We start from the raw sequence: 12,891 nt of genomic DNA, 5'->3' as shown, positions 1-12,891 counted from the left end.
TCGACCACCGATAGGCGTTACCTCGGCGGACCGAGGGTCAGCTGTCGCCGCCCGCGACGCCGGACGTGCCGGCGTTGACGTCGAGCAGGCGGTACTTCTCGACGGCCTTGGCCACGACGTCGGTCGACACCTCGCCGCGGCGGGCGAGGATCTGCAGCGTCTTGACCACCATCGACGGACCGTCGATGAGGAAGAACCGACGTGCGGCGGCCCGGGTGTCGGAGAAGCCGAACCCGTCGGCGCCGAGCACCGCGTAGTCGCCGGGGACCCACGCGCGGATCTGGTCGGGCACCAGGTGGTCGTAGTCGCTGGTGGCGACGAACGGCCCCTGGGCGCCGGACAGCTTCTCCGTGACGTACGGCGTGCGCATCGGCGTCGCCGGGTCGATCAGGGAGTCGTGCTCCGCGGCCAGCGCGTCGCGACGCAGCTCGTTCCAGCTGGTCACCGACCACACGTCGGCCGAGACGCCCCAGTCCTCCTTGAGGAGCTGCTGCGCCTCGAGCGCCCACGGCACACCCACGCCGGAGGAGAGGAGCTGGGCCTTGGGGCCCTCGGCGTCGGACACCGAGATGCGGTGGATGCCGCGCTTGATGCCCTCGACGTCGACGTCCTCCGGCTCGACCGGCTGGACCATGGGCTCGTTGTACACCGTGAGGTAGTACATGACGTCCTGGTCGCGACCGTCGGAGCCGTCCCCGTACATGCGCTCGATGCCGTCGCGCATGATGTGCCGGATCTCGTACCCGAAGGCGGGGTCGTACTGCACGATCGACGTGTTCGTACCGGCGATGAGCGGGCTGTGCCCGTCGGCGTGCTGCAGGCCCTCACCCGTGAGGGTGGTGCGGCCCGCGGTGGCACCGATGATGAAGCCGCGCGTCATCTGGTCGCCGGCCGCCCAGAACTGGTCGCCCGTGCGCTGGAAGCCGAACATCGAGTAGAAGATGTAGACCGGGATCATCGGCTCGCCGTGCGTCGCGTACGACGTGCCCACCGACTGGAACGCGGCGGCGGAACCGGCCTCGTTGATGCCGGTGTGCATGATCTGGCCCTGCTCGGACTCCTTGTAGCTCAGCATGAGCTCGCGGTCCACGGCGAGGTAGTTCTGGCCGAGCGTGTTGAAGATCTTGGCGCTCGGGAAGATCGAGTCGAGGCCGAAGGTGCGGGCCTCGTCCGGGATGATCGGCACGATGCGGTTGCCGAAGTCCTTGGCCTTGAAGAGGTCCTTGAGCAGCCGCACGAACGCCATGGTCGTGGCGATCTGCTGCGTGCCGGAGCCCTTCTTCAGCAGCTCGTACGTCTTGTCCTCGGGCAGCTTGAGGGTCGTCTTCGCCGTGGTGCGGCGTTCCGGCACGAACCCGCCGAGCTGACGGCGGCGCTCCAGCATGTACTGGATCTCCGGCGAGTCGGCGCCCGGGTGGTAGTACGGCGGCAGGTACGGGTCGGCCTCGAGCTCGGCGTCCGAGATCGGGATGCGGAGCGAGTCGCGCAGCGTCTTGAGGTCGTCGGCCTTGAGCTTCTTCATCTGGTGCGTCGAGTTGCGTCCGGCGAAGCCGGAGCCCAGGCCGTAGCCCTTGACGGTGTGCGCCAGGATGATGGTCGGCTGGCCCGTGTGCGCGCGTGCCGCGGAGTAGGCGGCGTAGAGCTTGCGGTAGTCGTGCCCGCCGCGCTTCATGTTCCAGATGTCCTCGTCGGTCATGTTCTCGACGAGGGCCTTCGTGCGCGGGTCGCGCCCGAAGAAGTGCTCACGGATGAACGCGCCGGACTCCGCGCGGTAGGTCTGGTAGTCACCGTCGGGCGTGACGTTCATCAGGTTGACCAGCGCGCGGTCCTTGTCGGCGTTGAGCAGGGCGTCCCACTCGCGGCCCCAGACGACCTTGATGACGTTCCAGCCGGCGCCCTTGAACTGGGCCTCGAGCTCCTGGACGATCTTGCCGTTGCCGCGGACCGGCCCGTCGAGGCGCTGCAGGTTGCAGTTCACGACGAACGTCAGGTTGTCCAGCTGCTGCTGGGCGGCGTGCTGGATCATGCCGCGGCTCTCGGGCTCGTCCATCTCGCCGTCGCCGAGGAAGGCCCAGACGTCCTGCTGGCTGGTGTCCTTGATCCCGCGGTTGTGCAGGTACTTGTTCGTCCAGGCCTGGTAGATGGCCGACGCCGGGCCGAGGCCCATGCTGACGGTCGGGAACTCCCAGAAGTCCTGCATGAGGCGCGGGTGCGGGTAGGACGGCAGGCCGCCGCCCGCGTGCGACTTCTCCTGGCGGAACCCGTCGAGCTGGTCCGCGGACAGGCGACCCTCGAGGTAGGCCCGGGCGTAGACGCCGGGGGAGGCGTGGCCCTGGAAGTAGATCTGGTCGCCGCCGCCCGGATGGTCCTTGCCCCGGAAGAAGTGGTTCAGCCCCACCTCGTAGAGCGTCGCCACGGACGCGTACGAGGAGATGTGCCCGCCGACGCTGAGACCTTCGCGCTGGGCGCGGGTCACCATGACCGCCGCGTTCCAGCGGATCCACGAGCGATAACGGCGCTCCATGGCCTCGTCGCCCGGGAAGTACGGCTCCTCGTGGACACCGATGGTGTTCACGTAGGGCGTCGCCATCGACGCGGGAATGCTCACATTCCGCTCTCGCGCACGGCGCAGCAGGTTGAGCATGACGTACCGGGCGCGGGGTCCGCCCTTGTCGTCGATCAGCCCGTCGAAGGACTCGACCCATTCCTCGGTCTCGGCCGGGTCGATGTCAGGTACGGCGCTGAGCAGACCGTTGATCAGCGGTCCGGTCTCGTCAAACGAAGCCACCAGCAACCTCTCTCGGTGTCGCGCGGCGCGGTCGCGGTTCGCGCTCCTCGCCGCCTCGTCAGAACCCGTCGCGTCGGCGTAGCGTCGCCACAGCTGGGGTTGCGACTGTGCACGCCCACGCACAGGTGGTCCTAGCCATTCTGTCCCCTCACAGCGTGTCCTCACACCATAGGGCGGTCAAGAGTGCGTGATCTGCGTTACGTCTGTGCCGGTTCGCACCAGTATTGATACGGGGTATCGCAATGATGAGACTGAGTGCATGACTGATGCGTTGCCGAGGTCTCATCGATTCATCAAAAAGACACCACGCGTCCTGGTTGCGAGGCATGGCCGGGGTGCGTGCACTACCTTTGGCGACGGAGGGCCCGACGCAGGGCCGACAGAACAGGCATACGACCCGGCTGCGAGTGCCGGACAGAGAGAGGGACGATCAACCAAGTGAGCACGGACACCCAGGGCGCGGGGCGCCTCGGTTTCGAGGCCGGCCAAGTGGTGCAGGAGTTCGGCTGGGGCGACGACGTCGACGAAGCACTCCGGGCCGACATCGAGAAGATCATCGGCAGCGAGCTGGAGGACGAGGACTTCGGCGACGTGACCGACGGAGTCGTCCTCTGGTGGCGGGAGGACGACGGCGACCTCACCGACGCACTGGTCGATGTGCAGACCGTCCTGGACGACGGCGGCCTCATCTGGATCTTCACGCCCAAGCCCGGGCGCGACGGCGAGGTCGGCCACAGCGACATCCAGGAGGCCGCGACCACCGCAGGCCTGCAGACCACCAGCACGTTCGCCATCGCGGAGGACTGGTCGGCGACCCGGCTCGCCTACCGGGGCCGCGGTAAGTGAACGCCTGACAGGACAGCAGCCATGACCGAGCCTGCCGCCGCCGCGTCGAGCGCTCCCGTGGTGCCGTTGAAGTCGGGTGACCCCGCACCCGACTTCACGCTCCCGGACACGCACGGCACCCCGACCTCACTGTCGGACCTGCGGGGGGCGCCGGTGCTCGTCGTCTTCGTCCCGTTCGCGTTCTCCGGCACGTGCACCAGCGAGCTGTGCGAGCTGCGCGACAACATCGAGGACTTCGAGACCGCCGGTGTGCGGCTGCTCGTCGTGTCGACGGACGCCGTCTTCACGCTCAAGGCGTGGCAGGCGGCCGAGGGATACCAGTTCGACCTGCTGTCCGACTTCTGGCCGCACGGCGAGGTGGCGCGCGCTTACGGCGTGTTCGACGAGGGTTCGGGGATCGCGCTGCGCGGGACGTTCCTGATCGACGCCGACGGGATAGTCCGCTGGTGCGTGGTGAACCCACGCGGCCAGGCACGCGACCTGGAGGACTACCGCAGGGCGGTCGCGGAGATCTGATGCGGGTCAGCCGGGAAAATTAGGCTGGATCGGGTCGCGGGCCAGGTATTGTTGTCCGCTGCCGGGGCTCGTAGCTCAGTTGGTTAGAGCGCCACGTTTACACCGTGGATGTCGGGGGTTCGAATCCCTCCGGGCCCACCATGTGATGACGCGGGACATCGTTCATAGATGTCCCGCGTCATCATTTTCTTCAGGCAGCCGGCCGGCGGATGTCGGGAACGTCCGCGCCGCCGTCCGGCAGCCCGGCTCAGAGCAGGTCGCGCGGGTCGAATCCCTGGGCGAGATCGGAGAGCGACTGGCCCGCTCCGGAGACCTGGTCCCCGAGGCCGGACAGCGCACCGTCGGCCGAGCCGGCGAGATCCCCGACACCCGCGGTCGCCTCGTCGAGGGCGCCGGTGCCGAGATCCCCGATGCCTGCGGTCGCCTCGTCGAGGGCGCCGGTGCCGAGATCGCCGACCGACGAGGTGAGCCCTTCGACGTCGACGCCCGACGCGAGCGCCTCGAAGTCCACCCCGAGGTTCGATGCGTTCTCCAGGAGCGGGCCCGCGACGCTGCTCACCGCCGCACCGGCCGCGACCGCGCCGAGGACGCCGACCGCGCCGACGGCAACTCCCGCCACGGCCCCGCCCGTGCCGACCTTGGCGAGCATCGAGCGCATGGCGCCCGGCTGACGAGCCTCCGTGCGTGCGGCTGCCCGGGACAGGTCGGCGACGTCGGCAGAGCGAGGCTGCTCATGCGCCGGAAGCTCCGTCTGCATGCGCTGCAGCACGGCCTGGCGCTGCGCCGGCGTCAGTCGCGCGAACGACTCGGCGTGGATCTGCTCGATCTGGTGCGGTTCGGCGGTCTGCATGAGGTAGTCGTAGCGGGCGATGGCCTGCCGGTCGGCGTCGGAGCCCGCCGAGGCGCTCGGCCGTCCTTGCGGTGCGGGGGCGCTGGGCCGGCCCTGTGGTGTGGGTGCGTGGCCCGGCGCTTGCGCGTCCTGGGAACGTCCGCCCACCGCCGCTGCCACGTCCTCGAGCGTGGACCGCCAGGACTTCTGACCGGTCGAACCGCCCTGCTGCGTCCCCTGTGGCGTCCCCTGCTGAGGTTGCTGCCCGGTCTGGGAGTCGAGCATCTTCTTCGCGAGGCCGATCATGTTGGAGAGCTTGGACATGCGGTCCGTTCCTTCCGTCGGTCGGGCGGACCACACTGCCAGGCCGGGATGAGAAGTTCGTGAGAGCGAGATGAGAGTTTTCGCCCGTTCGCGGACCGACGGCGCGCCTCTTTGCGCTTGCCGTCCGCGCCCTGTCGCCGTCAGGCTGAGCAGGATGTCTACCGACGAAGTGGTCCTGGACTGGCGCGGGCCGGTGTCCGACGCGGAGATCGTAGATCTCACCCAGTCCCACGGCGGCACCCCGGCGCCCGGATGGTGGGACCGGGTCCGCGGTCACTCGCTGGGGTGGGTCACCGCCCGGAGCGCGGGCGGCCTGCTGGTGGGGTTCGTGAACGTGGCGTGGGACGGCGGGGACCACGCGTTCCTGATCGACACCAAGACACGGCCGACGCACCAGCGGCAGGGCCTCGGCACAGCCGTGGTACGTCGTGCGGTCGAGGGGGCCAGGGCGGCGGGGTGCGAGTGGCTCTCCGTCGACTTCGAGCCGCACCTCGAGGCGTTCTACCTTGAGTCGTGCGGTTTCCGCCCGACGCTCGCCGGGCTCGTCCACCTCACCGACACCTGACCGTCCGGGCGTCCGACGTCGCTCCACCACGGTGGGTACGTGCTACAGCGCTGACCGGCGATGGGTTACGGAATGGCGGAGACCGTGCGGGTGGCGGCACGCAGCCTCAGGGTCGCCGCCACACCGAGGACGACGGCGGCCGCGGCGGCCGCTGCCACCGCGGTCGGGGCGGACTGTGGCGCACCGTCCCATCGGGCCACCGCGATCCACGCAAGTCCCCAAGCGATCGCGGCGGCCACGGCGATACGGCCCCCGCTCCGCGCCGCCAGGACCACGCCGACACCGCCGACCACCACGAGGACCGCGACCGCCCACCAGTCCGGGTCGATACCTGCCCCGTCGAACCCGGACCCCGTGAGCGCCGCCGCGATGTTGGCCGCCGTGGCCACGCAGACCCAGCCGAAGTAGAGGCCGAGCGAACCGTCGACGAGGAGGCGCTCCAGCATCCCGGCGGGGCGCGTCCGCACGAGGATCACGAACACCCGGCTGAGCAGCGCGAGCAGCGCACCGATCACGGCCACGCTCGCCCAGAGCCAGCCCGCCTGGACCACCAGGATCCACGCGGCGTTGAGCAGCATGGTCCCGGCGACCGGCAGCCGGAGGCTCCGCTGACGGTCCGCGGACGCCGGGGCGGGGAACCACTGCAGCACCGTGTACCCGGCGAGCCCGGCATAGACGACCGTCCACACCGAGAAGGCAGCGGAAGCGGGTGCGAGCAGCGTGGCGTCGGCGGCGAGCGCGCCGCCGGCCGCCGAGGCGATACGGGTCCCGCCGAACACGCCGACGCCGATCATGGAACCGACCAGGCAGGCCAGGTAGCTGAGCGTCACGACGATCTGCTGGGTCCGGTCGGTCGAATGCTGTCCCGTCATGGGTCCTCACTCCTCGGGTCGGTGGTCCGCTCCCGCCCGCGTGCCTGAGCCATGAGCGGCGAATATCGCTAGCCTATCTAGTAATCTGCCAAGATTCAGGTTGTCGAGCGAAAGGCGGTGCTGCCATGACGGACGGCGCTACGGTCCTCGTCACCGGGGCCACCGGCTACATCGGCGGACGGCTGGTGCCCGAGCTGCTCGCAGCCGGGTACCGGGTGCGCGTGCTGGCCCGGCACCCCGAGCGCATCTCCTCGCGTGAGTGGTCCGACGACGTGGAGGTGGTCGCCGGCGACGCCACGTCCCGTCCGGACCTGCGGCGGGCGCTCGACGGCGTCGACGTCGCGTACTACCTCATCCACGCCCTCGGGTCCGGGCCCGGGTTCGCCGAACGCGACCGCGACACCGCCCGCGGCTTTGCGGTCGTGGCGCGAGAGCTTGGTGTCGCTCGCCTCGTCTACCTCGGCGGGCTGCACCCGGACGCCGAACGGCTCTCGCCCCACCTGGAGTCCCGTCGCGAGGTCGGGGAGATCCTGCTGGACAGCGGTGTGCCGACGGTCGTGCTGCGGGCCGCGGTGATCCTGGGCTCGGGCAGCGCGTCCTTCGAGATGATGCGGTACCTCACCGAACGGCTGCCGGCGATGGTGGCGCCCCGCTGGATCAACAACCGGATCCAGCCGATCGCCGTGCGCGACGTGCTGCGCTACCTCGTCGGAGCGGCGAGCATTCCGCCCGAGGTGAGCCGGGGCTTCGACATCGGTGGCCCCGACGTCCTCACCTACCGCGAGATGATGCAGCGCTACGCCGCCGTCGCGGGCCTGCGCCCCCGGGTCATCCGCGCCGTCCCGGTGCTGACGCCGGGCCTGGCCAGCCTGTGGGTCGGTCTCGTGACGCCGGTGCCGCCGGCGATCGCCCGGCCGCTGGTCGGATCCCTGGTGCACGAGGTCGTGGCACGGGAACGCGATATCAAGGCGTACGTGCCCGACCCGCCCGAAGGGCTGATCGGCTTCGACCAGGCGGTCGAGCTGGCGCTCGCGCGCATCCAGGACCTGGATGTGCGCACGAGCTGGGTGTCCGCCTCGACCCCGGGTGCGCCGTCCGACCCGCTGCCCGAAGACCCCGACTGGGCGGGCGGGAGCCTGCTGGTGGACGACCGGTCGGTCGTGGTGGACACGACCCGCGAGTCGCTCTGGACGGTCATCGAGGGCATCGGCGGGGCACACGGCTGGTACTCCTGGCGGCTCGGCTGGGTGGCCCGCGGCGCTCTGGACCGCCTCTTCGGCGGCCCGGGCCTACGCCGCGGACGGCGCCACCCGCACCGCCTCGCCCCTGGCGACGCGCTCGACTGGTGGCGGGTGGAGAAGGTGGTGCCGGGCGAGCTGCTGCGGCTGCGCGCCGAGATGCGCCTGCCGGGGCTCGCCTGGCTCGAGCTGTCCGTGGAGGGTGAGCCGGGGGAGCGTCCGACGTTCCGGCAGCGCGCCGTCTTCCTGCCGCGCGGGCTCCTCGGGCAGCTGTACTGGTGGGTGATCAGCCCGTTCCACGGGATCGTGTTCGGTGGGATGCAGCGCAACATCGCCCGTGCGGCACAGGAGCACGGGGCGGAGCAGGGGCACTCCGCGGGCCGAGGCGGCCGCACCGGGTGACAAACCGGTGATGGAGACGAAAGTGAACCCGGCGAGCACGGCGGCCGGGCTACGCTGCCGCCCGTGACGGCACAGGAACACGCGGACAGCGCTACCGACATCGGCGTCCGCTCGGAGTACGGCTTCGTGCCCACGCGGGCGGACTACGTGGCGTTGCTGCGGACCAGCCCCGTGGTGCGTGTGGGCAAGGCGCTCGCGTGGTTCTTGCTCGCGATGCTCGCGCTCCTGGTCCTGGCGAGGTTCTTCGTCGTCGATGCCGAGGGTCGACCCGTCGGTGATCCCGAGGTCGTGGCGGCTCTGGTGGCGTTGGGGACACCCCCGGCCCTGTTCATGCTCGCGTACGCCCAGCTGGGCGCGTATGCAGGCTGGCGCAAGCCGCAGAACCGCGAACCGGTGCACGCCGTGCTCGACGCCGACGGGTTCAGCCATGCCGGCCCCAGCGGCCGGCAGTTCATGGTGTGGGGCGTGGCGTCCCGTGCCCGCGAGACGGCTTACGCGTACTACGTCTACGTGCCGAGCGGTGTGGCCTCGATGGTCTACTGGCTGCCCAAGCGGGCGGTCCCGGTCGGTGAGCAGGCCGCCGTCAGAGCGCAGATCCAGGCGCACGTGCCCCGGTACCGGATCCGCTGACCGCCCGGCCGCTGCTCACGTGACCAGGCCGTTGCGGTAGGCGTAGACCACCGCCTGCACACGGTCGCGCAGGCCGAGCTTGGCCAGGAGGCGTGACACGTACGTCTTGACCGTCTCCTGGCTGATCACCAGCGTCGCCGCGATCTCACCGTTCGACTGGCCGTCGGCGATGAGGCGCAGCACCTCCAGCTCGCGCCGGGTCAGCTCGGTGTCACCGGCCGCGCTCTCCGTGGGCCGGATCCGCGCCGCGTACCTGCCGACGAGCTGCCGGGTCACCTCGGGCGCCAGCAGCGCGGCCCCGGACGCGACGGTACGGATGCCGGTCAGCAGCTGCGCCGCCGGGGCGTCCTTGAGCAGGAACCCGCTGGCCCCGGCGCGCAGCGCCTCGTAGACGTACTCGTCGAGGTTGAACGTCGTCACCACGAGCACCTTGACGGGCTCCTCCACCCCGGCACCGGCGAGGAGACGGGTCGCCTCGATGCCGTCGAGGACGGGCATGCGGACGTCCATCACCACGATGTCCGGGCGCAGCCGGCGGGCGAGGTCGACGGCGGCCCGTCCGTCCCCGCACTCGCCGACCACCTTCAGGTCGGGCTGGGCATCGATGATGGTCGCGAACCCGGTGCGGATCAGCACCTGGTCGTCGCAGACCAGGACCCGGGTCGGCGCCGTCACGAGCGGCTCCCGGTGGGGATGCGGGCCAGCACGACGAAGCCGCCGTCGTCCGTCCGGTGTGCACTGAGCTCGCCACCCAGGGCGGTGACCCGTTCCCGGAGCCCGACGAGGCCCCGCCCGCTCCCGGGCGCGGCACCCCGCGCACCGGCCCGGTGGCCGCGCTGTGTGCCGGTGTCCGCGGCAGGCGCTGCCGTGCTGACCTCCACGCTGATCTCCCTGTCGTCGTAGTGCACGGTGACCGCCGTCGGGCGGCCGTAAGCGTGCTTGAGGGCGTTCGTCAGCGACTCCTGGACCACCCGGTGCGCAGTGCGTTCGGCGCTGCCCGCCTCCTGGGCGGGCGTGCCCTCCTCGGTGAGCTCCACCGGCTGCCCGGCCTGGCGGGTCTGCTCGACGAGGGTCCGGAGGTCGCCGTCGGGCTGCGTCCTGGCGGGGCCCTCGTGCCCGGGGTCGAGGAGGTCGAGCAGGTTCCGCAGGTCGCCGATGGCCCGCCGGCCGGTATCGCCGACGGCCGTCAGGGTCGCGTCGAGCCGGTCCGGCGCGGTGGTCAGGTACCGCGCCGCTTCCGTCTGCACGACCATCGCCGTGACGTGATGGGTCACGACGTCGTGCAGTTCGCGGGCGATGCGGGTGCGCTCGGCGGTGCGGGTGTCCTCGGCGACCCGGCGGCGGCGTTCCGCCTCCGCCGCCCGGCTGGACCGCAGCCAGGCGCCGACACCCCACGCCAGGGCCATGACCAGGTAGAACGTGAGGTACTCATCCACGCGCTCCACGCCGGTCAACCGGTCGAGCGTGATTGCCAGCCCCACGTACGCCACGGAGAGCACGGCGCCGACGAGCCGACGGCGGTGCGCCAGGTGCGCACCCGTGCTCACCAGCGCGATGCCCAGCGCGTTGGCCCCGAACGAGTGGTAGCCCTGGACCTGGCTGACCACGAAGCCGAGCGAGACCAGCGCGATGCACAGGGCCGGCCACCGCCGGCGCACGGCGAGCGGGAGGCACTGGAGCGCGATGACCAGCACCGCGACGCCGTCGAACGGACGGGCGGGCACCTCGCCCACCTGCGTCCCGTACTCGCGCAGCACCGGCACGAACGCCGCACCGGCGAGTGCCAGGGCGAGCGGCAGGTCCCGGACCGTGACGTCGAGCCGGTGCCACCGGTCGCGCCACCGGTCATGCCGCTGGTTCGAGACCTGCCGGAGATCGATCACCGGGGGAGCGTAGCGGCCGCGTCGGCCCGGGCGCCGCGACGACGCGGGATGACGTGACCGCGCCGGTAGGCCAGCCGCATGAACACCGCGGCGACCAGCACGCAGAACAGGATCGAGAGCACGCTGCCCTCCGGGCCGAACTCGCCGCCGGTGAGCAGCACGGGGCCCGACGTCGAGGCGTCCAGCAGGCCCTGCGGCGTGTGGTTGCCCGAGACCTCGGTGCTGAAGATGGCGCTCCCCGCGATGTTCCAGCCGAGGTGCAGACCGATCGGCACCCACAGCTTGCGGGTGGCGACGTACGCAGCGGTGAGCATGCCGCCCGCCTCGATGGCGATCGCGAGGGCGCCCCAGAGGCTGGCGTTCGGGTTGAACAGGTGGGCCATGCCGAACAGCACGCTGGTCAGGACCAGGGCGATCCAGGTGCCGGTCCACCCCTCGATGATCCGGAACAGGACACCGCGGTACATCAGCTCCTCCGTCACGGCGACGGCCGCCATGACGCCCAGCAGCCCCACCGCGCCCGCCGTCGTGCCAGGGCCGTGGACCGTGTAGCTGCCGAGGAGAGCGAGGTTCACGATGACCAGGCTGAACAGCGCGACGCCGAGCAGCGTGCCCCAGCCGAGACCGGACACGGCCCCCTGCCGGGACACCTCCATGACGGCGCGGTGCTCGGTGCGCCGCACCACCCAGGCGTAGACGAGGACCGCGACCACGGCGGTCGCCAACCCGACGACGAGCGCCAGCCAGGGGTTGTCGCCGACCAGCAGCGAACCCTGGCTGCCGAGGAACGAGACCGCTACAACGGCCAAGAGCTGCCACACCAGACGCACGATGACTCCTTCGAGAAGCCGCAGCCGGAGTGCCGCGGGCTACCCAGAACGCTATGGATCCGGCCGTCCCGGGTAGTCACCGCACGGTGGACACTCGCAGGTAGCTCGCTCGGGGGACAGACTGGCCGCCATGCGCAGCACTCTCGACCGGATCCGGGCGGAGATCGTCGCCCACGAGTCCAACGCCTGGGCGCGCGACCTCGGCTACGAGCCGCTCTATGCGGCGGCGCCCGGCGCACGCATCGCGCTCATCGGGCAGGCGCCCGGCCGCAAGGCCCAGGAGAGCGGCATCCCGTGGAACGACGCCAGCGGTGTGCGGCTACGGAACTGGCTCGGCGTCGACGACGTGCAGTTCTACGACCCGAACCTGTTCGCGATCATCCCTATGGACTTCTATTACCCGGGCAAGGCCGCCTCCGGCGACCTGCCGCCCCGCAAGGACTTCGCGAGACTGTGGCACCAGCGGATCCTCGCGGAGCTGCCGGACCTCCGGCTCACCGTCCTGGTCGGCGGCTACGCTCAGAAGTACTACCTGGGGGGCCGGGCGAAGCCGACCCTGACCGAGACCGTGCGCGCCTACACGGAGTACCTGCCGTCCGCGATCCCGCTGGTCCACCCGTCGCCGCTGAACTTCCGCTGGCAGACCAAGAACCCGTGGTTCGAGGAGGAGGTCGTACCCGCTCTGCGCTCGCTGGTGGCGGGGGCGCTCGCGGGTGGGTGAGGGGGCGGCGGCCTCACGTCGGCGAGTCCGTCCTGAGGCGAGCCTGCCGTGAGCTGAGCCTGCCGTCAGGACGTCAGGCGGCGTCCTCGGCCGGAGGTGTGGGTGCCGGACCGGGTTCTGACGGCTCGATCCCGCCGAGCGCGTCCCTGAGCAGCCGGGCCCTGTGGGCCAGCTCCAGGATCTGCAGGCCCTTCGCCGTCGGCTGCCAGCCCTGGCCGGTGTAGGTGAGTACATCGTCGCCGTAGGCCAGCCGGGTTGCCGTCAGGTGGTACTTGACCGTCGCGGAGTCCCGCTCGATCGCGTTGGCGGCAGCGCCGTACGAGCCGCGCTCGTGCAGCGCCAGCACGGCAAGCAGGTTCTCGCTCGTGGCCTTCTTGGCGCGCCCCATCGTGGCAGTTCCTTCCCCCTGGCGGCACTGGTGTGGCATACGGCTACACCGTAGGCATG

13 protein-coding genes and 1 tRNA gene are annotated in these 12,891 nt (G+C 70.9%); 7 read left to right on the top strand and 7 right to left on the bottom strand.

Annotated elements, in window-relative coordinates; translation table 11 throughout:
* Positions 1 to 37 precede the first annotated feature (37 nt).
* A complete protein-coding gene (gene aceE, locus LUU90_RS23670) occupies positions 38 to 2,788 on the bottom strand; it encodes a pyruvate dehydrogenase (acetyl-transferring), homodimeric type (RefSeq protein WP_275006422.1) in 2,751 nt (916 codons plus the stop codon).
* Positions 2,789 to 3,226: 438 nt separating this feature from the next.
* Between aceE and LUU90_RS23665 the strand changes: the two genes are divergently transcribed.
* From LUU90_RS23665 to LUU90_RS23655, 3 genes are all read left to right on the top strand, one after another.
* On the top strand, positions 3,227 to 3,634 hold the full coding sequence (locus LUU90_RS23665; RefSeq protein WP_275006420.1) for a DUF3052 domain-containing protein: 408 nt from the start codon (positions 3,227 to 3,229) through the stop codon (positions 3,632 to 3,634).
* A gap of 21 nt (positions 3,635 to 3,655) precedes the next feature.
* Complete coding sequence (locus LUU90_RS23660; protein ID WP_275006419.1) at positions 3,656 to 4,150, top strand: peroxiredoxin; 495 nt, start codon at positions 3,656 to 3,658, stop codon at positions 4,148 to 4,150.
* A gap of 64 nt (positions 4,151 to 4,214) precedes the next feature.
* Positions 4,215 to 4,291, top strand: a tRNA-Val gene (locus tag LUU90_RS23655).
* Between the two features lie 106 nt (positions 4,292 to 4,397).
* Here the strand turns inward: LUU90_RS23655 and LUU90_RS23650 are convergent.
* On the bottom strand, positions 4,398 to 5,303 hold the full coding sequence (locus LUU90_RS23650) for a cation-transporting ATPase (RefSeq protein WP_275006418.1): 906 nt from the start codon (positions 5,301 to 5,303) through the stop codon (positions 4,398 to 4,400).
* A gap of 154 nt (positions 5,304 to 5,457) precedes the next feature.
* Here LUU90_RS23650 and LUU90_RS23645 point away from each other — a divergent pair, with 154 nt between their 5' ends.
* Positions 5,458 to 5,868, top strand: coding sequence for a GNAT family N-acetyltransferase (locus LUU90_RS23645; RefSeq protein WP_275006416.1), 411 nt, complete (start codon positions 5,458 to 5,460; stop codon positions 5,866 to 5,868).
* Between the two features lie 65 nt (positions 5,869 to 5,933).
* Here LUU90_RS23645 and LUU90_RS23640 read toward each other — a convergent pair whose 3' ends face one another.
* Complete coding sequence (locus LUU90_RS23640) at positions 5,934 to 6,740, bottom strand: tryptophan-rich sensory protein (protein ID WP_275006415.1); 807 nt, start codon at positions 6,738 to 6,740, stop codon at positions 5,934 to 5,936.
* A 125-nt stretch (positions 6,741 to 6,865) separates the two neighbouring features.
* Here LUU90_RS23640 and LUU90_RS23635 point away from each other — a divergent pair, with 125 nt between their 5' ends.
* Complete coding sequence (locus LUU90_RS23635) at positions 6,866 to 8,380, top strand: SDR family oxidoreductase (protein WP_275006414.1); 1,515 nt, start codon at positions 6,866 to 6,868, stop codon at positions 8,378 to 8,380.
* Between the two features lie 63 nt (positions 8,381 to 8,443).
* Entirely contained in the window at positions 8,444 to 9,010 is a 567-nt protein-coding gene (locus LUU90_RS23630; RefSeq protein ID WP_275006412.1) for a YcxB family protein, read from the top strand.
* A gap of 15 nt (positions 9,011 to 9,025) precedes the next feature.
* Here the strand turns inward: LUU90_RS23630 and LUU90_RS23625 are convergent, their stop codons facing one another.
* From LUU90_RS23625 to LUU90_RS23615, 3 genes are read right to left on the bottom strand one after another with little or no spacing between them, the layout of a single operon-like run.
* Positions 9,026 to 9,685, bottom strand: coding sequence for a response regulator (locus LUU90_RS23625; protein ID WP_275006411.1), 660 nt, complete (start codon positions 9,683 to 9,685; stop codon positions 9,026 to 9,028).
* Entirely contained in the window at positions 9,682 to 10,893 is a 1,212-nt protein-coding gene (locus tag LUU90_RS23620) for a sensor histidine kinase (protein ID WP_275006409.1), read from the bottom strand. The genes LUU90_RS23625 and LUU90_RS23620 overlap by 4 nt, the downstream gene beginning before the upstream one ends.
* Positions 10,890 to 11,723, bottom strand: a complete 834-nt coding sequence (locus LUU90_RS23615) for a CPBP family intramembrane glutamic endopeptidase (protein ID WP_275006408.1) — start codon at positions 11,721 to 11,723, stop codon at positions 10,890 to 10,892. The genes LUU90_RS23620 and LUU90_RS23615 overlap by 4 nt, the downstream gene beginning before the upstream one ends.
* A gap of 130 nt (positions 11,724 to 11,853) precedes the next feature.
* On the opposite strand from LUU90_RS23615, the gene LUU90_RS23610 reads away from it, so the two are divergent.
* Entirely contained in the window at positions 11,854 to 12,444 is a 591-nt protein-coding gene (locus LUU90_RS23610) for a uracil-DNA glycosylase family protein (protein ID WP_275006406.1), read from the top strand.
* 73 nt (positions 12,445 to 12,517) lie between these two features.
* Here the strand turns inward: LUU90_RS23610 and LUU90_RS23605 are convergent, their stop codons facing one another.
* Positions 12,518 to 12,832 (bottom strand): hypothetical protein, encoded by a 315-nt coding sequence (locus LUU90_RS23605; RefSeq protein ID WP_275006405.1) that lies wholly within the window; start codon positions 12,830 to 12,832, stop codon positions 12,518 to 12,520.
* Positions 12,833 to 12,891 lie beyond the last annotated feature (59 nt).

This window comes from Promicromonospora iranensis, from assembly GCF_028994775.1.
GTDB classification, from domain to species: Bacteria; Actinomycetota; Actinomycetes; order Actinomycetales; family Cellulomonadaceae; genus Promicromonospora; species Promicromonospora iranensis_A.
This window is presented reverse-complemented; position numbering and strand designations above follow the sequence as displayed.